Source organism: Kribbella amoyensis (assembly GCF_007828865.1).
Classification (GTDB): domain Bacteria; phylum Actinomycetota; class Actinomycetes; order Propionibacteriales; family Kribbellaceae; genus Kribbella; species Kribbella amoyensis.
In genome coordinates, this window is sequence record NZ_VIVK01000003.1 from 58,487 (window position 1) to 81,246 (window position 22,760).

The 22,760-nt window shown below is 71.0% G+C and carries 16 protein-coding genes; 7 read left to right on the forward strand and 9 right to left on the reverse strand.

Annotated features, from left to right (window positions below; genetic code table 11):
* Positions 1-22: 22 nt before the first annotated feature.
* From FB561_RS34350 to FB561_RS34375, 6 genes are all read right to left on the reverse strand, one after another.
* Positions 23-856 carry a carbohydrate ABC transporter permease gene (locus tag FB561_RS34350; protein ID WP_145814259.1) on the reverse strand — a complete coding sequence of 278 codons (834 nt, stop codon included), beginning with the start codon at positions 854-856 and terminating at the stop codon, positions 23-25.
* Positions 853-1,794 carry a carbohydrate ABC transporter permease gene (locus tag FB561_RS34355; protein WP_145814260.1) on the reverse strand — a complete coding sequence of 314 codons (942 nt, stop codon included), beginning with the start codon at positions 1,792-1,794 and terminating at the stop codon, positions 853-855. Before FB561_RS34355 ends, FB561_RS34350 begins: the two co-directional genes overlap by 4 nt.
* A complete protein-coding gene (locus tag FB561_RS34360; protein ID WP_145814261.1) occupies positions 1,791-2,801 on the reverse strand; it encodes a LacI family DNA-binding transcriptional regulator in 1,011 nt (336 codons plus the stop codon). Before FB561_RS34360 ends, FB561_RS34355 begins: the two co-directional genes overlap by 4 nt.
* Positions 2,802-4,400: 1,599 nt before the next feature.
* Positions 4,401-5,351, reverse strand: a complete 951-nt coding sequence (locus FB561_RS34365) for a potassium channel family protein (RefSeq protein ID WP_145814664.1) — start codon at positions 5,349-5,351, stop codon at positions 4,401-4,403.
* Positions 5,323-6,435 (reverse strand): GNAT family N-acetyltransferase, encoded by a 1,113-nt coding sequence (locus tag FB561_RS34370; RefSeq protein WP_145814262.1) that lies wholly within the window; start codon positions 6,433-6,435, stop codon positions 5,323-5,325. The genes FB561_RS34365 and FB561_RS34370 overlap by 29 nt, the downstream gene beginning before the upstream one ends.
* A gap of 915 nt (positions 6,436-7,350) precedes the next feature.
* Entirely contained in the window at positions 7,351-7,761 is a 411-nt protein-coding gene (locus tag FB561_RS34375) for a hypothetical protein (protein ID WP_238335299.1), read from the reverse strand.
* A 58-nt stretch (positions 7,762-7,819) separates the two neighbouring features.
* Here FB561_RS34375 and FB561_RS34380 point away from each other — a divergent pair, with 58 nt between their 5' ends.
* Positions 7,820-8,434 carry a hypothetical protein gene (locus FB561_RS34380; RefSeq protein WP_238335300.1) on the forward strand — a complete coding sequence of 205 codons (615 nt, stop codon included), beginning with the start codon at positions 7,820-7,822 and terminating at the stop codon, positions 8,432-8,434.
* Positions 8,435-8,720: 286 nt separating this feature from the next.
* Here FB561_RS34380 and FB561_RS34385 read toward each other — a convergent pair whose 3' ends face one another.
* The gene (locus tag FB561_RS34385; protein WP_145814264.1) at positions 8,721-12,104 is read right to left on the reverse strand and encodes a S8 family serine peptidase; all 3,384 of its coding nucleotides are present in this window, start codon (positions 12,102-12,104) and stop codon (positions 8,721-8,723) included.
* Positions 12,105-12,252: 148 nt separating this feature from the next.
* Between FB561_RS34385 and FB561_RS34390 the strand changes: the two genes are divergently transcribed.
* The 4 genes from FB561_RS34390 (at position 12,253) to FB561_RS34405 (ending at position 18,770) form a co-directional block, all read left to right on the forward strand.
* The gene (locus FB561_RS34390) at positions 12,253-13,227 is read left to right on the forward strand and encodes a helix-turn-helix transcriptional regulator (RefSeq protein WP_202881004.1); all 975 of its coding nucleotides are present in this window, start codon (positions 12,253-12,255) and stop codon (positions 13,225-13,227) included.
* A 108-nt stretch (positions 13,228-13,335) separates the two neighbouring features.
* Complete coding sequence (locus tag FB561_RS34395) at positions 13,336-14,100, forward strand: ABC transporter ATP-binding protein (RefSeq protein ID WP_145814265.1); 765 nt, start codon at positions 13,336-13,338, stop codon at positions 14,098-14,100.
* A complete protein-coding gene (locus FB561_RS34400; RefSeq protein WP_145814266.1) occupies positions 14,097-16,754 on the forward strand; it encodes an ABC transporter permease in 2,658 nt (885 codons plus the stop codon). Before FB561_RS34395 ends, FB561_RS34400 begins: the two co-directional genes overlap by 4 nt.
* Positions 16,755-16,973: 219 nt before the next feature.
* Positions 16,974-18,770 carry a glycerophosphodiester phosphodiesterase family protein gene (locus FB561_RS34405; protein ID WP_145814267.1) on the forward strand — a complete coding sequence of 599 codons (1,797 nt, stop codon included), beginning with the start codon at positions 16,974-16,976 and terminating at the stop codon, positions 18,768-18,770.
* 3 nt (positions 18,771-18,773) lie between these two features.
* Here the strand turns inward: FB561_RS34405 and FB561_RS34410 are convergent, their stop codons facing one another.
* Positions 18,774-19,829, reverse strand: coding sequence for a carboxylate-amine ligase (locus tag FB561_RS34410; RefSeq protein WP_145814268.1), 1,056 nt, complete (start codon positions 19,827-19,829; stop codon positions 18,774-18,776).
* A 63-nt stretch (positions 19,830-19,892) separates the two neighbouring features.
* On the opposite strand from FB561_RS34410, the gene FB561_RS38395 reads away from it, so the two are divergent.
* The gene (locus FB561_RS38395) at positions 19,893-20,630 is read left to right on the forward strand and encodes a HipA family kinase (RefSeq protein WP_145814269.1); all 738 of its coding nucleotides are present in this window, start codon (positions 19,893-19,895) and stop codon (positions 20,628-20,630) included.
* Complete coding sequence (locus FB561_RS38400) at positions 20,627-21,013, forward strand: DUF3037 domain-containing protein (protein ID WP_145814270.1); 387 nt, start codon at positions 20,627-20,629, stop codon at positions 21,011-21,013. Before FB561_RS38395 ends, FB561_RS38400 begins: the two co-directional genes overlap by 4 nt.
* A gap of 61 nt (positions 21,014-21,074) precedes the next feature.
* Here the strand turns inward: FB561_RS38400 and pgm are convergent, their stop codons facing one another.
* Positions 21,075-22,700, reverse strand: a complete 1,626-nt coding sequence (pgm, locus tag FB561_RS34425; protein ID WP_145814271.1) for a phosphoglucomutase (alpha-D-glucose-1,6-bisphosphate-dependent) — start codon at positions 22,698-22,700, stop codon at positions 21,075-21,077.
* Positions 22,701-22,760 lie beyond the last annotated feature (60 nt).

The following is a 22,760-nucleotide window of genomic DNA, read 5'->3' on the forward strand; positions in this document are numbered from 1 at the left end:
TGTTCTCCTCAGGGGAAAGGGACTAGCCCTTGACGGCGCCGCTCAGCAGGCCGGACGTGAGCCTTCGTTGCAGGAAGGCGAAGAAGACGAGACTCGGCACGGTGGCCAGGACGGACGCGGCCGCGAGCGGACCGAACTGGACCTGACCCTCGGCCCCGACGAAGCGGGCCAGCACCAGCGGCAGCGTCTTGAGCTCCGGGTCCTGCAGCAGGACCAGGGCGAAGAAGAACTCGTTCCAGGCCGAGATGAAGGTGAACATCGCGGTCGCGATCAGCCCCGGCCGCAGCAACGGCATCACGATCGACACGATGGTCCGGACCCGGCTCGCGCCGTCGACCGACGCGGCCTCCTCCAGCTCCCGCGGGACCGCGGCCACGTAGCCCTGCAGCATCCACAGCGCGAACGGCATCGACCAGACCATGTACACGATCACCACGCCGGGGATCGTGTTGGTCAGGTGCAGCGGCCGCAGGATCATGAACAGCGGGATCACGATCAGGATCACCGGGAACACCTGGCTGACCAGGATCCAGCCGTTCGTGATCGGCCGGAGCCGGCTGCGGAACCGGGCCAGCGCGTACGCGACCGGCAACGACACCACCAGGACCAGGACCGTCGACGCGATCGAGATCTGCAGGCTGTTCGTCAGGCCACGGACCAGGCCTTGCTCGGACAACGCGTCGGTGTAGTTCGAGAAGTCGAGCTGCTTGGGCAGGATCGACGGCGTGATGCTGGCGAACTCCTGCGGCGACTTCAGCGAGCTGGAGATCAGCCACAGCAACGGGAACCCGAGGAACACCAGGTAGCAGCAGACCGCGACGTACTGCAGGAACCGGAAGCCTGGACGCGTCCTCATGCCTGGCTCCTCAGCCGGTTCCGCAGGTAGAAGGCGAGGAACACGATGATGATCACGACCATCACGTCACCCATCGCGGCCGCCATCCCGAAGTTCCCGTACCGGAACGCCTCGTTGTAGGCGAACAGCATCGGCAACATCGTCTTGCCGCCCGGCCCGCCCGCGGTAAGTACGTAGACCAGGCCGAACGAGTTGAAGTTCCAGATCAGGTCCAGGCTGGTGATCGCCACGATCACGGTCCGCAGCTGCGGCAGCGTGATGTACCAGAACTGGTGCCACGCGCCCGCGCCGTCGACCGCGGCCGCCTCGTACAGGGACCGGTCGATGCCCTGCATCCCGGCCAGCAGCGTCACCGTGGTCATCGGCATGCCGACCCAGATCCCGACCACGATCACGGCCGGCAACGCGGTACTGAAGTCGCCGAGGAAGTTGATCGGCTGACTGGTCAGGTGCAGACCCTGGAGGATTTCGTTGACCGGGCCGTTGGTCGGGTGCAGCAGCAGCCGCCACATGATCGCGACAACCACCGGCGGCATCGCCCACGGGATCAGGGCGAGCGTCCGGGCGACCCCGCGGAACTTGAGGTCGGTGTTCAGCAGCAGGGCCAGGCCGAGCGCGGCGACGAACTGCAGCACAGTGACCGAGACGGTCCAGATCAGCCCGATCCGGAACGAGTCCCAGAACAGGTCGTTGTGCAGCAACTTGCCGAAGTTGCCGAAGCCGACGAAGTTCGTGTCGACGTTCAGCCCGGCCCGGGCGTCGGTGAAGCCGAGCGCGATCCCCCGCACCAGGGGGTACACGCTGAGCAGCAGCACCGGCAGCAGCGCGGGCAGGAACAGGAAGATGGCTTCCCGGTTCTGCCGCGGCCGGCCGCCGGTGGCGCGTTTCGGCGGCCGGCCGGGCGTCTTCGGCGGCGCGACGGCGGTTTGCGTGGTCACGGGGCCGACCTCCGCACACTCAGGGTGGGCTGGACGACGATCCGGCGCGGTGCCCGGCTGTCGTCCTCGATCCTTGCCAACAGCAACTCCGCGGCCCGGCGCCCCCGCTCGGCCGACCCGAGGTTCACACTCGTCAACGGCGGGAACGACTGCTCCGCCAGTTCACTGTCGTCCATCCCGACCACGGCCACGTCCTCCGGTACGCGCAGCCCCCGTGCCGCCAGTTCGTGCATGAGCCCGACGGCCAGCAGGTCGTTCGCGGCGATCACCGCGTCGGCCGGGCGCTTGCCGGGCAGGTCCGCCAGCTCGGTCAGCAACGCTGCTCCCGCGCTCCGTCCGGCGGCGAACGTGAAGTCGTCGGCCTGGACCGTGGCGACCGGGGTCAGGCCGTTCGCCTTCACCGCGTCCCCGAAGCCCTTCGCCCGAGCCGCACCCGGGACCGTGTCGACCGGGCCGTTGAGCAGCGCGATCCGGCGGCGGCCCTGCGCGACGAGGTGCTCGACCGCCAGCGCCATGCCCTTGGGCGAGTTCGCGCGGACGGTGTCCACGCCCGCCTTCGCGGGGACGTTACCGGCGACCACCACGGGGACGTCGCACTCGCGGATCGACTTGATCAGGTCGTCGTCGACCCGCAACGGGCTGATCAGCAACCCGTCCGCGTACCCGCGCGCCATCCCGCGGACCAGCGCGACCTCGTCGGCCACCTCGGGCCCGGTCGCGGTCACCACCAACCGGTACCCGGCCGCGGCGACCACTTCCTCGACCGCGCGCATCATCGTCACGTACACCGGGTTGCCGACGTCGGCGACGGCGAGCGTCAACTGGAAAGTCCGCCCGACCTTGAGCGACCGCGCCCGCGCATCCGGCACGTACCCGAGCTCCTCGACCGCCCGTTGCACCCGAGCGGCCATCTCCTCGGTAGCCGGCAACCCGTTCAACACCCGCGACACCGAAGCCACCGAAACCCCGGCAGCCCGGGCCACCCCGGCGATCGTCGGACGGCTCACCCAACACTCCTGTAATCGTTCTTGTAATCGTTTACAGATCAGAGATTAGAGCGCCACCCCCACCCCGTCAACACCACCCACCCCGCCACCTGACCCCCACCCACCGCGATCCCCCACCCTCACCGCACACCCCGCCGCCGCTCCCGCCCCCGCCGCCGCGCTCGCCCCGCCGCCGCCCGCCCCGCCGCCGCCCGCCGCCTCGCTCACCCCAGCTGCCGCCCGCCGCCGCGCTCGCCCCGCCGCCGCCCGCCGCCTCGCTCACCCCAGCTGCCGCCCTCGCCCCGCTGCCGCCCTCACGGCCGCCCGCCTCGCCCGCCCTCGCCGCCAACCTCCCCGCCGCGCTCGCCCCCTCGCCGCCAACCTCCCCGCCGCGCTCCCCGCCGATCGGGCATCTTTGTGCGCGCCCCAGCCACTCTCGGCATCGTCCCGCGACCAACCGACGCACAAAGTCGCCTTCAACCTGCAGAACACACGAGTGCGAGACGAGCCCACGTACGACCGCCCCGGCCGCGGGCTCGCTTCGCCGACAGCGCGACCTTGTGCGCCGATCAACCACCCCGCCACCCGCGAATCGGTCGGCCGGCGCACAAAGTCGCCGTCCCCGACCACGCACGCGACGCGCTCGGTGCGGGTGCGGGTGGTGCTGGTCGCCGCTCGCGCCCTCGGCGCGGAGGCCGCCCGCCGCACCACCGCCCGGCCGCGGTCCTCCTCCGCCAGCAACGCGACTTTGTGCACCAACCAGCCACCTCACCAACCGCGGACCAACCGAGCGGCGCACAAAGTCGCCGTCACCTACCACCAAGCACGGTGCGGCGGCACGCGAAGGTACCGGTCGCCGCCCGCGCCCTCGGCGCGGAGACAGCCCGGCGCACCACCGCCCGGCCGCGGTCCTCCTCCGCCAGCAACGCGACTTTGTGCACCGATCAGCCACCTCACCGCTCGCGAAACGGCTGGGCTGCGCACAAAGTCGCCCTCACCGCTCGCGAAACGGTCGACCGGCGCACAAAGTCGGCGTCACCGAGCACCAAGCGCAGCGCGATGACACGCGAGGGTACTGATGACGCCCACGCTCTCGCCACGCGAACCTCCCCGCGTACAAGCCCGCGGCCGCAGGCTTGCTCCGCCGGCAGCGCGACCTTGGGCACCGATCAGCCACCTCACCGCTCGCGAAACGGCTGGGCTGCGCACAAAGTCGCCCTCACCGCCAGCAAGACGGCCGATCGGCGCCCAAAGTCGCCCTCACCGAGCACCAAGCGCGGCGCGATGGCACGCGAGGGTACTGATGGCGCCCACGCTCTCGCCGCGCGAGCCTCCCCGCGTACCAGCGCGCGGCCGCAGGATCGCTCCGCCGGCAGCGCGACCTTGGGCACCAACCAGCCACCTCCCCGCCCGCGAAAACGGCTGGGCTGCGCACAAAGTCGCCCTCACCGCCAGCGAAACGGCCGATCGGCGCCCAAAGTCGCCGTCACCAACAGCACACGCGCGGTGCGGGGTACGCGGGGGTCGGTGCGGGTACGCGGCGTGGGTGCCGGGGGTACGCGGAGGTGGGTGGTGGGGTGCGGGGTACGCGGAGGTGGGTGGTGGGGTGCGGGTTGGGGGTTACTCGTCTTCGTTGTCGGCGCCGGGGCGTTCTGCCCAGGGGGTTTCTTTGGCGGGGCGGACGACGATGAGTTTGTCGCCGGCGGCCAGGACGGAGACGTTGGAGTCGTAGTACCGGTAGACGGTGCCGTCGCGGACGACCGAGACGACGCGGTCCGGGACCGAGGACGGGGGCTTGCCCACCTCGCGGCCGAGGACGGGGCGTTCGGCGACCTCGAGACCCTCGCCGTAGGTGAGCAGGTCCTCCATCACCTCGCCGAGGTTCGGGCTGACCGCGGACAGGCCGAGCAGCCGGCCGACCGCCTCGGAGGAGGTGACCACGGCGTCCGCGCCGGACTGGCGCAGCAGCGGGACGTTGTCCTCCTCGCGAACCGCGACCACGATGTGTGCGGTCGGGTTCAGCTGCCGGACGGCCAGGGTGACCAGGACGGCGGAGTCGTCGCGGTCCGTGGTGACGATCACCTCGCGGGCCGTCATCACCTCGGCGCGGCGCAGGACGGTCCGGTTGGTGGCGTCGCCGTGGAAGGCGGCCATCTGGTCGTTGCCCGCGTCCCCGATCGCCTGGGCGCGCGGGTCGATCACGACGATGGCCTCGCGCTTCACCCCGTTGCTCAGCAGGGTCTGCACGGCCGAGCGGCCCTTGGTGCCGTAGCCGACGACCACGGTGTGGTCCTTCATGCGCTTCCTCCATCGGGAGTCGCGCATGATGCGCCGACCCTCGTTCGCCAGGACTTCCAGGGTCGTGCCGACCAGCACCACCAGGAAGGAGATCCTGAGCGGCGTGACGATGAAGGCGTTCACCAGCCGGGCGGCGGGCGTCACCGGAGTGATGTCGCCGTACCCGGTCGTGGTGAGCGTGACGGTCGCGTAGTAGATGCTGTCGATCAGGTCGACGTGACCGTCGTAGGTGTCCTTGTACCCGTCACGGTCGACCGCCACGATGAGCACCATCACGGTCAGCAGTCCCAGCGCGATCAGGAAGCGGCGGAACAGCTCCAGGACCGGCGAGCGAGTGCTCGCGGGCAGGTTGACCAAGAGGCCGTGGGGGTTGCGTCCGGTGGGCAAGGCTGGCACGGGAACGACGATATGGCACCGGCGGCCGATCCATGGAATGCGACAGGCTCTGGTCCGACAGCGCGACCGTCACCATCAGGCTGTCACCGTCCTGGACGACCCTGGTCCGCATCCGCAGTCCCTCGACGGTCCGCAGCATCGCCACGTTCTCCGGCTGGACCATGCAGACGGCCCGGTCGGCCCCGAGCAGCCGGGCCTCCTGGATCACCCGGCGGAGCAGCTGGGACCCGAGCCCCTGGCCCTGCCAGCCGTCCTCGACCAGGACGGCGATCTCCATCGCGGTTCCGTCCAGCTCCTCCCAGGGCGCCGCGGTCGCCATCCCGACCACGGCCCCCTCGATCGCCGCGACGACGGAGGCGCCACCGGCCGGCGCGGACAGGTGCCGGGCCGTCCGGGCGGTGAGTTTGGGCATCGGGACGTGGTACCTGCGGGTCCGGCTCTCGTACGAACACCGCTCGTGCATCGCGACGACGGCCTCCGCGTCGTCCACGGTCGCCCGGCGCAGGTCCGGGACCCCGCTGCCCGGGCGCGGGCCTTCGACGACGCCCTCGTACCGCTCCGCGAGCCGGCCCGCGATCTCGACCAGCACGTCCGCGCGGGCCCACTCGGCCGCGGTGTACTCGCCGAATCCCTGCAGGCTCTCCAGCTCCTCGTCCACGGACACCGGGTCCTCGATCAGCCGGAGCACAGCCCGCAGGTACCGGGTCGGGCCGTCGCTGAGGACGTCGGCCTGGCACGGCCGCACGCTGGTCCGCAGGCAGCCCGCCTCGGCGGCGAGCGCGGTCAGGTCGGCGGCGGACCAGCCGACGCCGGTGGAGACCACCAGTTCGTCGACGGCGCCGGTCTCGGCGGTGAAGACCTCGAGGCTGAGGATGTTGATGTCGTCCGCACCACATCGTGCAGCGAGTTCGGCCAGCGCACCGGGCCGGTCGGCGAGTTCGGTCCTGATCTTCCAGAGCATGCGGACGCCCTCCCTCGTGGAAACGTGCTTCCACTGTGCGCCGGAGGTGTTGCCCGAGCGGGTCCGCGACGTTACGCGCACGTCAACTTCCCCGCCGGCGCGGCATGTCCCCAGCCAGCGGCCACGGCACCTCGACCGCTACAACAGCGCAATGCCCTTGAACACCAACCCGGGACCGCGCCACCCCGCCTTGAACACCAACCCTGGACCGGGGACAGTTCATACCTTGTTCGAGGTCCCCCTTTCCGCGCCAAGGTGTGCAACTGGATGTCAGCGGCCGCACTCACTGCCCACAAACCCATCGGTAGCCGCGTACGGCAGCAGCTGCGATTGAGCCGAGCGAACACCCACCCGCCCCAGTCCACCCCGGCCCGCCACCCCGGCCTGCCGCGCCGGTCGCAGCCACAGTCACCGCTCACAGGTCCATACGTAGCTGCCTGCGGCAGCAGCTGTGATTGGGCCAAGCGACACCTACCCGCCCCGGACTGCCGTCCCGTCCCTCGCCCAGTCCCCCCGCCTGTGTCTGCCGGCAGGGCCCCCACCCCGGTCCACCGCCCCGGTTCCCGGCACGGTCCACTGCCCCGGTTCCCGGCACGGTCCACTGCCCCGGTTCCCGGCACGGTCCACTGCCCCGGTTCCCGGCACGGTCCACCGTCCCGGTTCCCGGCACGGTCCACCGTCCCGGTTCCCGGCACGGTCCACCGTCCCGGTTCCCGGCACGGTCCACCGTCCCGGTTCCCGGCACGGTCCACCGTCCCGGTTCCCGGCACGGTCCACCGTCCCGGTTCCCGGCACGGTCCACCGTCCCGGTTCCCGGCACGGTCCACCGTCCCGGTTCCCGGCACGGTCCACCGTCCCGGTTCCCGGCACGGTCTACCGTCCCTGTTCCCGGCACGGGTCTGCCGCCCGGGACCTTCAGCGGGTGCGGCGGCGGGGGTTGGGGAGGCGGTCGGTGAGCCTTTTGCGTTGGGCGGACAGGACGACGGCCGACTCGCGGCGGTCGAGGTCGGCGTGGCGGAGCAGCTCGGGGTACGTCGCCTGCGGCACCGGGGGATACGTCGTGACGATCGCGTCGCCGCTGAAGACGAAGAAGATCGCCTGACCGTCCTTGATCACCTTGAGCAGCGAGCCGTCCCGGACGGTGAGCGCGTGCTCGACCGCCTTGCGCCGGGCCGCCCGTTTCGCCAGCGCGGCCTGGATCGCCTGCTGGGCCGGTTCGCGGCCGTGCTTGACCGCCTCGATCGCCAGTGGCCCGTACCGGACGCCGTACTTGACCACGTTCTTGACCAGGCGACCCTGTTTTCCACCACTCGCACCGGCTGCCATACAGCGACTGTACTGACCCGCCGGGGTCGGCATGCGGGGGCTGGAGTGGTCAGGGATCATGGGCCGGGTGACCGTACCCACGCCGCGCCGGCCGATCCTGCCCGGCAACCAGCTGTTCGAGTCGCTGCCCGGTGCCGCCGACCCGGCCGCGGTGGCCGAAGTCGCGCACCGGACCGCGGAGCTGCTGGTCCGGGGCGCGCGGACCAGCGAGGACGCCGAGGTGGTCGCCCGGGTGGTCAAGCTCGCCGACGACTACGGCCTCGACGAGCTGGCCGACCTCTGGTCCGACTCCCCCGCCGACTCGCTCCCCGGCACCCTCTGGCGGCTGTACCTGCTGCGCTCCTGGGTGCACTCGTCGGCCGAGGACGTCTCCCGCGAGTACGCGACCGGCCGCGAGTACGCCGAGGTGCACGCCGTCGTCGCCGGGGTCGCCGACCCGCCCGGGCCGACCGAGGTGAAGGACATGGTCGACGCCGTACTCCGTGGGGTCGCGACCGGTGACTTCGCGACCACGCTGGACCGGGCGGCGGCGTTCGCGCGGATCGTGGCGACCGGCCGGGCGCACCTGGCCGACGACGGGCACGACCAGGTCCGGTCCGCGTCGAAGCTGGTCGAGCTGGCCGACCAGCTGCAGACCGCGGCGCGTACGGAGCGTGCCGGTCAACTCTGGTGAACGGTCCGCGGATCGGCCACGACACTTGCGTCGGCGGAGTCCAGATGTTAGGGCGCCACGACCGGAAAACCTCAACAAGACAAGGCGTTTGAGGATTCGCTACACTGTCTGAGGCGTCGGGCCGCGGTAGCCCCGGGTCCCAAAATAAGCCGCTACGAGCGGCCACGCGCCGTGAGGCGCTCCCGGTCCGACGCCACCTACTTCTCCCCCTGCAGGATGGTTCCTGCAAGGGGAGAAATTGCCTGACCGGGGTGTCCCAGCGCCCCCTGGGACACCCCGGTGGTTCTTACCGGCGGACCCCGTAGAACTGCTTGAGGGTCTGGGTGACCGCCTTGCCGCCGGCTTCGGTGAGCTCCACCTTGAGGGTGACGAAGCTCTCGGCCAAGGTGTTGTCGACGGTCACGACGGCCTTGGTCGCGGTCCGCTGGACCGGGGCTTCGGTCCAGGTCGCGCCGTCGTCGTACGACGCCCAGGCGCGCGCCGAGGTGATCGGGCCGGGCTGGAACCACTCCCCCGCCTCGAGCCGGACCGTGATCGGGTACTCCGCGACCCGCGGCGCCCGGTCGTTGGTGTCGACGGCCAGGTCGTAGTCCGGGAAGAGCAACGGCAGCGCCTTCCCCGAATCGGCCGACGAGCTCGTCCAGCGCCAGCGCGTCTCCGCCTCGGCCGGCGACTCCCACGAGTACGCCTCGCGTTGCCAGCGGTGCAGGGTGGACGCCAGCTCCAGGTCGGTCGGTCCGGCCGGCACATCCCAGCCACCCTGGCCGTAGAACCCGTACCGGCCGAGCGACTCGCCGTTCGCGAACAGCTCGGTGTTGCCGAGGTCCAGGAAGCCGTGGATCGAGAAGTGCCCCGGCTGGGTGTCGGACCAGCCGGCGAAGTTGCTCCAGACGTAGTTCCCGCTCCGGGCCGCCGGGATCACGGCCTGCCCGGTCGTCTGGTCCCGCCGCAGCCCCGGCCGCAGCCCCGCCTGGTACCAGGTCTCGGTGTGCCGGCTGCCGGCCTTGTACGCCTTCCCGGTCGACGTCATCAGGGTGGCGAACGGCCAGGCCATCGCGTCGGAGTGGCCGACCATCTGGGTCACCTTGGTGTCGCGTTCGGCGGTGACCAGGTGCTCGACCCGGTTCGGCGCGGCGACCGAGCCGCGGTCACCGGTCGGGATCAGGGTCAGGCTCCACGGCCGCCAGACGTCGACGTACTCGGAGTAGGTGAAGTTCTTGCCCGGGGTGTAGTAGGTCGCGTCGATCGAGGCGAGCTGCCGGTCCGTCACCCGGTGGTTCACGCCGCCCTTGATCTCCCGGCTGTGGGTGAACGCCAGGCTGTAGAGATACGGCGACGCGGCCCAGTCGGGCGAGCCGTACTGCCACCCCTCGACCACCTCGAAGGTGCCGCGCTTCGCCTTCGTCGGGGTGTCCGCCAGGTAGACCGCCTTGACCCGGTTGGTGAAACCGCGCGAGCTCGACAGCACCCAGTCGTCGATGACCCGGCCGTAGGTGAGGCTGCCGCCCCGGTACTCGCTGGCGCGCTGCGTGGTCACCTTGGCCTGAACCGCCTTGCGGGCGTCGTAGGTGATCGTGGTGTCCTTCGTCAGGGTGACCTCGGGATCGCCGAGGAAGCTGTACGACTCGACCGTCCCCTCGGCGCCGTCGGTCGCGATCACGGCGGCCAGCGAGTACGTCCCGGCGCGGAGGTGGAGGGTCCGGTCGGCGCCGTCGAAGCCGACGCGCTGGGCCGCGATGCTGTCCAGGTCGAACACGTCGAGCGCGGTGATCGAAGAGGCGGGCTGCCCGTTCCGGTCGATCAGTTGGAAGGTGACGTCGACGTGCTGTGGTTCGAGGTAGAAGCCGACCGGGGTGACCACGGTCCGGCCGTCGTTGCTGGTGGCAACCACGCGCGCGCTGACCGCCCCGTACAGGCCGTGGTCGAGCTTGACGCTGGGGTCGACGGCGAGCGGGACCTGCGCGGTCTGGCCGGCCGGGATCCGGACCGAGGTGGTACCGAGGCGGACCGCTGTCCGCGGCATCGCCTTGCCGTTGTTGCCGCGGATGTCCGCGGTGAGGCGCAACGTGACGGGCTTGTCCCCGTGGTTGGTGTAGACGAGCGGCTTGGTCACCTTGTCGGCCGGCTTGTGCGGCCAGGCGAACGTGCCGAGGTCGGTGGTACCGGGTCCGGTGACCTGCTGGGCGACCGCGTTGGCGACATCGAGCTCGCCGGCGCCCTGCTCGTACACGCCGACGCTCGACGCGGACCGGACCGTGCTCTGCAACGCAGACTTCAGCTGCTGCCCGGTCCAGGTCGGGTGCTGCTGCTTGAGGATCGCGGCCGCACCGGCGACGTGCGGGGTCGCCATCGAGGTTCCGTTCATGTCGACGTACGCCGAGTCGCCGCGACCGCCGGCCCGGGCGGCCGTGATGTCGACACCCGGTGCCGCGATGTCCGGCTTCACCGCGTGGTTGCCCATCACCGGGCCGCGGCCGGAGAAGCCGGCCGTGGTCTGGGTCAGGTCGGTGGCCGCGACGGTGAGCGCGGAGGCGGCGCACCCCGGGCTGGTGATCGTCTCGGCCGGTCCGCCGAGGTTGCCGGCGGCAATCACGAACAGCACGCCGGAGCTCGCGCTGATCCGGTCCACGGCGGCCGCCATCGGGTCGGTGCAGTCGACCGGTTCGGACGTGCCGATGGACATGCTGACCACGTCGGCGCCCTGCGCGACGGCCCACTCCATCCCGGCGATGATCCAGGACAACTCACCGGACCCGTAGTCGTTCAGGACCTTGCCGGACAACAACTGGGCGCCCGGGGCGACACCCTTGTTCCGGCCGCCCGACGCGGTACCGCGGCCCGCGACCGTGGACGAGGTGTGGGTGCCGTGACCGTCGTGGTCGGTGACGTCGGGGCTGTCGGTGTAGTTCTCCTGGGCGACGACCGCACCCTGAAGATCCGGATGGTCGGCGTCGACCCCGGAATCGAGCACGGCCACCTTCGTCCCGGCGCCGTCGAACCCGGCTCGCCAAGCCGCCGGCGCACCGACGTACGGCACGCTCTCGTCCAGCGTCTTGGTCACCTTCGCGTCGAGCCAGATCTTGTCCAGCTCCTTGCCGGCCGGATTCGCGACCGACGTGAGCGCGCTCCAGGTCTCCCGGGCGCGGTCCTTGCCGGTTTTCAGCGCGGCCGCGTGGACCGTGGGGAGCGCCCGCGTCCGGGTCGCACCCGGCGGTACCGGCTGGACGGTGGACCGCGCGGTCGGCTTGTACGTGGTGATCACCGGGATCTGCTGGGTCGACGTGTCGTCGTACCCCTGCCGGACCAGCGCGCTGACGTTGAACAACGCGTCGTCCACCTTGCCGCGCTGGACGAGTTCGGCCGCGCTGTCGGGCACGACGTACACGTCCTTGCCGACCGTGCGGGTCTCGTACCCGGGCGCGGCCGGGTCGGCGGGGACGAAGCGGAGGTTGGTCCGGCCGTCGGCGGCGGGGCTGACCTGCACCTTGTCGCCGGTGAGGAGGGTGACCACCTTCGCGGTGTCGACGGGGATCTGCGGGACCGCGGCGGACGAACCGGGGCCGACGGTCGGATCGGTGGCGGCGACGGCGTTTGACGAGGCCGTCGCCGGGACAAGAACGGAGGCGAGCAGCGTGGTCGCGGCTGCTCCGATCAGCAAGCGGGAGGACATCGGCGGAGACCCTTCGGGCGGAGGGGACGTTGTCGGCCAGTCTCATCGCAAAACCGCCAGCGCCGCTGCGGTTGGTGATGGCAGGATTACGACAATGCCGGAAGCCGCCAGTGGCCGCTCGGTCACAGCAGCCTGGGGAGGAGGCATCGTGCTCGACGTGCTGGGACTCGCCGACGCCGAAGAACTGGCCTATCGCGCCCTCGTCGAGGTGCCGTCGGCCGACGCCGCCGAGCTGGCCGAGCGACTCGGCTGCCAGCAGATCGAGGCGGCCCGGTCACTCGCCGCGCTGGAGACGCTCGGCCTCGCGGCCCGGTCCAGCGGCGGCACCGACCGGTACGTCGCCTCACCGCCTTCGGTCGCACTGGCCGCGCTCGCCGTCCAGCGCGAGGAGGAGCTGCGCCGGGCCCAGCGCGAGATCGAGGCGCTGACCGAGATCTACCGCGGTACGGACACGGACCGCTCGATCAGCGACGTCGTGGACGTGGTCCGCGGGGCCAAGGCGGTCGCGCAGCGGTTCGCCCAGTTGCAGATGGCGGCCCGCGACGAGGTGCTCGGCTTCGTCAAGGCGGCCGTCGCGGTCGTCCCGCCGGAGGAGAACACCGAGGAGGACGCCGCGGTCACCCGGGGCGTCCGGTACCGGGTGGTGATCGAGCGGAGTTCGTTCGAGCGGCCCGGGTTCTTCGCCGCGGCCGCCGACTCGCTGGAGAAGGGCGAGGAGGTCCGGGTCGTCCCCGAACTCCCGATCCGGTTACTGATCGTGGACCGGCGGATCGCCCTGGTGCCGTTGCTGTCCGGGTCGGCGGGCATCGGCGCGCTGATCGTGCACCGCAGCGGCATGCTGGACGCGCTGCTCGCCCTGTTCGACCAGGTCTGGCGCAACGGGCTCCCGCTCGTGCTGGGCACCGACGGCATGGTCGAGGGGCCGCCCAGTGACGGCCTGTCCGAACTGGACTCGCGCATCCTCGGTCTGCTGCTCGCCGGCCTCACCGACCAGGCGGTCGCCAATCAGCTCGGCCTGTCCATGCGGACCGTACAGCGCCGGGTCCGCGCGTTGATGGACATCGTGGCCGCCGATACCCGGCTCCAGCTCGGCTTCCACGCCGCCCGGCGCGGCTGGATCTGACCCGGGCCCGACCCTGGTTCGGCCCGGAGGGGCGTTGTGGTCCGCCTCCCGGGCGCGCAGACTCGAAGGAGGGGACCTGGGGGGCCGCTGATCTGCCGGGGAGGGGCGATGATCGGCACTGACGCACAACCCAACGAGACCACCAGCGCCGCGGTCGTACTGGCCGACGAGGTGACCCGTGTCTACGGCGAGGGCGACACCGCGGTGCACGCGCTGCACGGCGTGAGCGTCGAGGTCGACACCGGACAGCTGACGGCGGTGATGGGTCCGTCCGGCTCCGGCAAGTCGACGCTGATGCACATCCTGGCCGGCCTGGACCGGCCGACGACCGGCTCGGTCCGGATCGACGACATCGAGATCACCACCCTGGGCGACGACGACCTGACCAAGCTGCGCCGCCGGCATATCGGGTTCATCTTCCAGTTCTTCAACCTGCTGCCGATGCTCACCGCCCGGGAGAACGTGCTGCTGCCGTTGACGATCGCGGGCCGGCAGGTCGACCCGGCGTACTTCGACGAGCTGATCGCGCGGGTCGGGCTCACCGACCGGCTCTCGCACCGGCCGGCCGAGCTGTCCGGCGGCCAGCAGCAACGGGTCGCGATCGCGCGCGCCCTGGTGTCCCGGCCGACCGTGGTGTTCGCCGACGAGCCGACCGGCAACCTGGACTCCCGGACCAGTGCCGAGATCCTCGACCTGCTGCGCCAGTCCGTCGAGGAGTACGGGCAGACCACCGTGATGGTCACCCACGACGCCCGCGCGGCCGCGATGGCCGACCGGGTGCTGTTCCTCGCCGACGGCCGGATCGTGAAGGAGACCGGGCGGATCAGCCAGCACGAGATCCTGCAGATGATCGACACGCTGGATCTGCAATGATCCGGTTCGCGCTGGCCGGGATGCTGAGCCGCAAGCTCCGGACAGCGCTCACCGCGATCGGCGTCGTGCTCGGCGTCTCGCTGATCTCCGGGACGTACGTGCTGACCGACTCGATCACCGGCGCGTTCGACTCGATCTTCTCGGAGAACTACAAGAACACCGACGCCACCGTCACCGGCAAGACCGCGTTCGACACCACGACGGACAACGCCGGTGGGGTCGCTCCGCCGTTCTCGGCCGCGCTGTTGCCGGAGGTCCGCAAGCTGCCCGAGGTCGGCGCGGCCGACGGGACCGTCGCGGGCGAGGTGCAGCTGATCGGCCGGGACGGCAAGGCGATCGTCTTCGGCGGCGCCCCGAACCTCGGCTTCAGCGTGAACCCGGAGCTGCCACAGTTCAACGTGCTCTCCCTGATCAGCGGCGGCTGGCCCGGTCCGCGCGAGGTCGTCATCGACACCAAGACCGCGCAGGAGAAGGGCTTCGCGGCCGGTGACGAGATCGGCGTCCAGGCCCGCGGCGCGGCGCAGAAGATGCGGATCTCCGGCCTGGTCGAGTTCGGCGCGGTGTCCTCGATCGGCGGTGCGACGCTCGCCGGGTTCGAGTTGCCGACGGCGCAGCAGTTGTTCGGCAAGGTGGGCCAGCTGGACCAGATCCTGATCGCGGCCAAGGACGGGGTGTCCCAGCAGCAACTGGTGGACGCGGTCGGGCAGATCCTGCCGGCCGGGACCCAGGTCCGGACCGCCGAGCAACAGGCCGAGGCCGACTCCGCGGACACCAGCGGGTTCCTCGACTTCTTCCGCAACTTCCTGCTCGTCTTCGGTGGGATCGCGCTGTTCGTCGGCTCGTTCGTGATCGCGAACTCGCTGTCGATCACGATCGCCCAGCGGACCCGCGAGTTCGCCACCCTGCGGACCCTCGGTGCGTCCCGGCGGCAGATCCTCAGTTCGGTCGTGCTCGAGGCGCTGATCACCGGGCTGCTCTCCGCGATCGTCGGGTTGTTCCTGGGGCTGGCGATCGCGACCGGCCTGTTCAACCTGTTCGACGCGGTCGGCTTCACGCTGCCCAACAACGGGCTGGTGTTCCAGACCCGGACGATCGTCGTCGGTCTGCTCGTCGGGGTCCTGGTGACCGTCGTGGCAAGCCTGCGACCGGCCTGGCGGGCGACCCGGGTCCCGCCGATCGCCGCGGTCCGCGAGGGTGCCAAACCGATCCCGGGCCGGTTCCACCGGTACCGGCCGGTCGGTGCCGCCCTGCTCGCGGTGGCCGGGATCGCGCTCGTCGTGGTCGGGCTGTTCGTGAACGGGCTGTCGACCGCGACCCTGCTCGCGGCCTTGGGCGCCGGGGTCCTGCTGCTGTTCATCGGGGTCGCGCTGTTCTCGTCCCGCTTGGTGAAACCGTTGGCCGCGGCGTCGGACCCGGTGGCGCGCTGGGCCGTCGTCACGCTCACCGTGATCGTCTGGCCGATCCTCGCCCTGATCTGGCTGGTGAAGCGCCTGTTCCGGCGGCCGGCCCAGCTCCCGCGGGTCCTGCCCGACGTCCCGGCGACCACGATCGGCGGCCAGAACAGCCGGCGCGATCCGGCCCGGACCGCCTCGACCGCGGCCGCGCTGATGATCGGGCTCGCGCTGGTCACCCTGGTCGCCACCCTCGGGGCCGGGATCATCAAGCCGTTCGAGGACGCCGTCGACGGCATCTTCAGCGCGGACTACGCGATCACGGCGCAGAACAACTTCAGCCCGCTGTCGCCGGACGTGGCGGCGGCGGTCGCCAAGACGCCTGGTGTCGAAGCGGTGACGAGTATCCGTGGTGGGCAGGCGCAGGCGTTCGGCGAGAACATCCAGATCACCGCCGTCGACGCCAACGCGCCGGACCTGCTGACGTTCGACTGGCGGTCCGGATCCCAGCAGACGCTGGGCGCGCTCGGCACGAACGGCGCGATCGTCGACGCGGAGTACGCCGACAAGCACTCGCTGACGACCGGGTCGCAGATCGCGATGACCACCGTCACCGGCAAGGTGCTGCAGCTCAAGGTGCTCGGGGTCTTCAAGCCGCCGGCGGGCGGATCGCCGTTCGGCAACATCACCCTGTCCACGCCGACGTTCGACGCGAACAACCCGCAGCCGCTGAACATCTACACCTTCGTCAACATGACCGGCGGCGTCACGGCGGCGAACACGGCCGCGCTCGACCAGACGCTGAGCACGTTCCCGAACGCGAAGGCGCTCGACCGGGACGCGTTCAAGAAGGCGCAGACCGACGGCATCAAGAGCATCCTCAACGTGCTGTACGTGCTGCTCGCGCTGTCGGTGCTGGTCAGCCTCTTCGGCATCGTCAACACGCTCGTGCTCACCGTCTTCGAACGGACCCGCGAGCTCGGCATGCTCCGCGCGGTCGGGTTGACCCGCGGCCAGGTGAAGAAGATGATCCGGCACGAGAGCGTGATCACGGCCCTGATCGGCGCGGTGATCGGGATCGTGCTCGGCCTCGGCCTGGCCCTGCTGCTCGCCGCCCGGCTGGAGGAGATCAGCTTCGCGGTCCCGGCCGGCCAGCTGATCGTGTTCGCCGTCCTGGCGGTGGTGGTCGGGATCCTGGCCGCGATCTGGCCGGCCCGGCGGGCGGCCCGCCTCAACCCGCTGGAGGCCCTGCAGTACGAGTAGGCGTACCTGCCGATCTCCGCGCTGCCCTGACAGCAGGCCGAGGGTGCACATCGCGGCGCGCTCCACCCGGCAGATTGTCACCGCGCCCTGATCGGTAGTCGCCAAGCGGTTACCGAGCGGACGTCTGTCGGCTACCTTCACGAAGACGAAGGGGTACCACGGGCCGGAGAGCATCGGCCCGACACCCGCCCCACCCGCCCAGACGAAAGGGAACCCCTCATGCGCCGCCTCTCCCGCGCGCTGCTCCCGCTCGCCCTCACCGCCGGCCTGGTCGGTCAGGGCCTGGTCGCCGCCGCTCCGGCGTCGGCCGGCCCCGGCCACGCCTTCGACCTGCAGGCCCACCGCGGTGGCCTCGGCCTCACCGTCGAGAGCACCATCGCCTCGTTCAGCCGCGGCCTCGAACTCGGCGTCAGCACGCTCGAGCTCGACGTCCAGATCACCGAGGACGGCCATGCGGTCGTCACCCACGACCGCCGGATCAGCGGCAGCAAGTGCAAGGACACCGCGCCGTACACCCCGAACGATCCCGAGTACCCGTACGTCGGCAAGTACATCAACACGCTGACCCTGCAGCAGGTGAAGCAGCTCGACTGCGGCTCCCTCCCGCAGGCGAACTACCCAGGCCAGACCCCCGACCCGGGCGCCCGGATGCCGGAGCTGCGCGAGGTCTTCCACCTGGTCCAGCGGTTCCGCGCGCACGACGTGAAGCTGAACATCGAGACCAAGGTGGAAGCCGGCGCGCCCAGCGAGACGGCTCCGCGCGAGCAGTTCGTCCAGGTCGTCGCGGCCGAGATCCGCAAGGCCCGGATCGGCCGTCAGGTGACGATCCAGAGCTTCGACTGGGGCGCACTGATGCGGATGCGCCAGGTCGCCCCGGACCTGCCGATCGTTGCCCTGACCAACTACGACTTCCTGCAGACCGGACAGCCCGGCAGGTCGCCGTGGCTGGGCGGCATCGACATCGACGACTTCGGCGGCGACCTGGTCGAGGCGACCCGGTCGTTCGGCGCGGACGCGATCAGCCCGGTGCACGGGTTCCCGCAGGACGGCAAGATCACCGACCCGGCGTACCGGCCGTACGTGACGGCCGCGATGGTGACGGACGCGCACAAGGCCGGCATGAAGGTCGTGCCGTGGACCATCGACGACCCCGCCACGATGCAGTCGCTGATCGACAAGGGCGTCGACGGCATCATCACCGACTACCCCGACCGGCTGCGGACGGTCGCGCAGGCCAACGGCTTCAAGCTGCCCAAGGCGTACTCCGCTCCGGCGGTCCGCCCGCTCGCGGCGGCCCACGCGCACAACGACTACGAGCACCGGCGGCCGTTGCAGGACGCGCTCGACCGTGGCTTCAGCAGCGTCGAGGCGGACGTCTGGCTGATCGACGGTGAACTCCGCGTCGCGCACGACCTCGAAGACGCTGTTCCCGGCCGCACGCTGGAGAGCCTGTACCTCGCGCCGCTGGCCGAGCGGATCAAGCAGAACCACGGCCGCGTCTACCGCCAGGGCGGCGACTTCCAGCTCCTCATCGACATCAAGAGCGACGGCCCGACGACGTACGCCGCGATCGACCAAGCGCTGAGCAAGTACCGCGGGATCAGCACCGTCTTCGTGAACGGGCGCACGTACAAGGGCGCTGTGACGTCGGTGATCAGCGGGAACCGGCCTCTCGACGTGCTGAAGGCGCAGAAGGTCCGGTACGCCGGGTACGACGGCCGGCTGGGTGACCTGAACTCCGGGATGCCCGCGTCGCTGATGCCGTTGGTGAGCGACAACTGGACGAACAACTTCAGCTGGCAGGGCGTCGGCGCGTTCCCCGAGGCCGAGCGGGCGAAGCTGCGGCAGATCGTCACGACCGCACACCGCGCCGGGTACCGGGTCCGCTTCTGGGCCACCCCGGACGCCCGCGGGGCGGCCCGCGAGGCGTTGTGGTCGGAGCTGGTCGCGGCGGGTGTGGACCACCTGAACACCGACGACCTGCACGGCCTGGAGGACTTCCTCCGGACCCCGTGACCGTCAGGGTCTGATCTCCGTGAGGGCGACTACGCTGTCGCCCTCACGGAACGCCCGGCGTTGCTTCACCGCACCGTTGCCTTCAGCAAGAATTCTGCGCACGCCCTCCGCCGCCCGCGGCAGGTCGCCGACGGCTTCGAGGGCCGGCCGGGCGTGCTCGATCAGCCGCTGCAGCACATCGGCGATCGGCAGCACCCGGCCGTTGAGTACGTCGAGGTTGGTGCTGGTCAGACCGTCGCGGGCGGCCAGCCAGTACGCGGCTCGCAATCGCTCCGGCTCGACCTCGGGGCCCCGGTCGCCGGCGTCGAGCGCGACCATCACCAACGCGCGGACCAACGTCGCGAGCAGGACCGTCTCGTCCACCGTCAGCGGGACGTCACTGACCCGGACCTCCACGGTCGGCAGGTGGGTCGACGGCCGGACGTCCCAGTACACCATCTGCTCGTCCATGATGCTGCCGGCGGCGAGATGGCCGGCCACCAGTTCGTCGTAGTGCTCCGCCGACTCGAAGTACGGCGGCTGGCCCGCGCACGGCCAGCGGGACCACTGGATCCACCGCCAGCTCGCGAACCCGGTGTCCGCGCCGAGGGACACGGCCGAGTTCGCCGTCAGCGCGAGCAATGCGGGCAGCCATGGACGGAGGTGGTTGCTGACCCGGATCGCGGCTTCCTTGTCCGGGACGTCGATGTGCACGTGGCAGCCGCAGACGCCCTGCTCGCGCGCCAACTGACCGTAGCGGGCCGCCATCTCCTGGTACCGCGGCTTCTTCGTCACCAGTTGGGCCGCCTGCCCGTTGGGGGGTGCCGCGATCGCGAGCAGCCGGGCGCCTTCGTCGGCGGCGGCCGCGGCGAGCTTGGCCCGCGCCTCGGTCAGGTGCTGGTGGAGCTCGGCGGCCGTGCGGCAGACCGGTGAGTTGATCTCCACCTGGGCCCTGGTCAGCTCCAGCTCGACGTCGACGTCCTCGATCTCGGCGGCGACGGCCTGACTGCGTGGCAGCGGTTCGCCACTCGCCGACACCAGCAGCAGCTCTTCCTCGACGCCCAGGGACGGATGACTCACGCCGGGTCGGTACCCCGCGGTCTCACCGCGGAAACAGGCGCGACATGCCCTAAGCTCTGCCGGGTGAGTCTGCCGATCGTCACCGCCACCCGGTACGTGCTGCCGTTGCGGGAGGGTGGTTCGCTGCCGGGAGTTGTCGAGGGCAACGATCTCGGCACGTACGTGCTCAAGTTCCACGGGGCCGGCCAGGGCCCGAAGGCGCTGGTGGCCGAGATCGTCGTCGGCGAGCTGTTCCGCCGGCTCGGACTGCGGGTGCCGGAGCTGAAGCTGTGCGAGCTCGATCCCGCGATCGGCAAGTCGGAGCCGGACGAGGAGATCCAGGAGCTGCTGGTCCGCAGCGCCGGGCTCAACCTGGCCGTCGACTTCCTGCCCGGCTCCTTCGGCTTCGACGGATCCAGCGGCGTGCCGGACCAGCAGACCCAGGCCCGGATCCTCTGGCTGGACGCGTTCGTGGCGAACGTGGACCGCTCCTGGCGCAACCCCAACCTGCTCGTCTGGCACAAGGATCTCTGGTTGATCGACCACGGCGCCGCGTTGTACTTCCACCACTCCTGGATGTCCGCCGAACGGTTCACCGGGCTGGCCTACGACGAGAACGACCACATCTTCGGCCGGGCCGCCGAGGCGGTGCCCGCGATCGACGCCGGGCTCGCGGCCGAGATCACCCCGGAGCTGTTGACCGAGGTGCTGGCCCTGATCCCGGACGAGTGGATCGAGGCGGGCGACCGGGAGCGGTACTTCGGTCACCTCACCGCGCGGCTCGCGGACCGGTCCGCCTGGTTGCCGGGTGGTGCGCGATGACGACCGAGTTGGTGCCGTTCGACTACGTGATCCTGCGGGCCGCGCCGCGGATCCAGCGGGGCGAGTTCGTCAACGTGGGCGCCGTGCTCTACTGCCGGGCGCTGGACTTCCTCGGCGCCGCCTGGGACGTGGATCCGGCCCGGCTGCGGGCGCTCGATCCAGCGGTCGACGTGGACGTGGTGTGCGCGTCGCTCGAGCACATCCGGGCGATCTGCTCCGGGGACCCGGCCGGCGGACCGGCCGCGGCGACCCGGATCGGCGAGCGCTTCCGCTGGCTCGCCGCACCGCGCAGTACGGTCGTCCACCCCGGTCCGATCCACAGCGGGCTGACGAACAACCCCGCCGCGGATCTGGACCGGCTCCTGGACGCCTTCGTGCGCTGAGGCTCCGGCCGTTCCGCTGCTCGGCCTTGGTGCTGTCCGGCCGAGCAGCGTTGGTGATCGGTCAGGCTTGGAGGGCGGTGGAGACGACGTCGCGGGCCTGGGCGAAGACCTGCTCGAGGTGCTCGGTGCCCCGGAACGACTCGCCGTAGATCTTGTACAGGTCCTCGGTCCCGGACGGCCGGGCCGCGAACCACGCCGACTCGGTGGTCACCTTGAGCCCGCCGATCGCCGCCCCGTTGCCCGGTGCGCTGGTCAGCCGGTCGAGGATCGGCTCACCGGCCAGCTCGGTCGCGGTCACCGCGTCCGCCGACAACGCGGACAGCTTCGCCTTCTGGTCCCGGGTCGCGGGCGCGTCCACCCGCGAGTAGGCCGAGGCACCGAACCGGTCGACCAGCTTGGCGTGCGCCTGCGACGGCGTCTCCCCGGTGACCGCGGTGATCTCGCTCGCCAGCAACGCGAGCAGGATGCCGTCCTTGTCGGTCGTCCACACCGACCCGTCGAACCTCAGGAAGCTGGCGCCCGCCGACTCCTCGCCACCGAATCCGACCGACCCGTCGATCAGCCCGGGCACGAACCACTTGAACCCGACCGGTACCTCCCAGAGCCGGCGGCCGAGATCCGCGACCACCCGGTCGATCAGCGACGACGACACCAGGGTCTTGCCGACGGCGACCTCGGGGCCCCACTGGCGGTGCGCGAACAGGTACGAGATCGCGACGGCGAGGTAGTGGTTCGGGTTCATCAACCCGGCGTCGGGGGTGACGATGCCGTGCCGGTCGGCGTCCGCGTCGTTGCCGGTCGCCACGTCGTACTTGTCCCGCTGCGCGACCAGCGAGGCCATCGCGTACGGGGAGGAGCAGTCCATCCGGATCTTGCCGTCGTGGTCGAGCGTCATGAACGACCAGGCCGGGTCGATCCGCGGGTTCACCACGGTCAGGTCGAGACCGTGCCGTTCACCGATCGCGGCCCAGTAGTCGACGCTCGCGCCACCGAGCGGGTCGGCGCCGATCCGGACCCCGGCGGCCCGGATCGCGTCCAGGTTGAGCACCGAGGGCAGGTCGTCCACGTAGTGGCCGAGGAAGTCGTACTCCCCCGCCTGCGCCCGCGCCGCGTCGAACGGCTTGCGGCGGACCTCCCGGTTGCCGCCCGCGATCAGCTGATTGGCCCGGGCCGCGATCCAGCCGGTCGCGTCCGAGTCGGCCGGGCCACCGTGCGGCGGGTTGTACTTGATCCCGCCGTCGCGCGGCGGGTTGTGCGACGGGGTGATCACGATGCCGTCCGCACCGGCGCCGGCGCCGCGGTTCAGTCGCAGGATCGCGTGCGACACGGCCGGCGTCGGCGTGAGCCGGTCCGCGCTGTCGACCAGGGTCTGCACGTCGTTGCCGGCCAGGACCTCGAGCACGGTCCGCCAAGCCGGCTCGGACAGGCCGTGACTGTCCCGGCCGACGAGCAGCGGCCCGGTCGTCCCCTCCCCCGCGCGGTACTCGCAGACCGCCTGGGTGATGGCGAGGATGTGCGCCTCGTTGAAGGCGCCGTCCAGACTCGAGCCGCGATGGCCCGAGGTCCCGAACACCACCTTCTGGGCGGGGTTGTCGACGTCCGGCGTGATCCCGTCGTACGCCGCGAGCAGAGCGTCGACGTCGACGAGATCCTCGGGCTGAGCGGGCTGACCTGCGCGTGGGTGCATGACCACATGCAACAATCCCCGGCCCCACCCGCACAACTCCACCCGTGCCGCGTCTCGCCG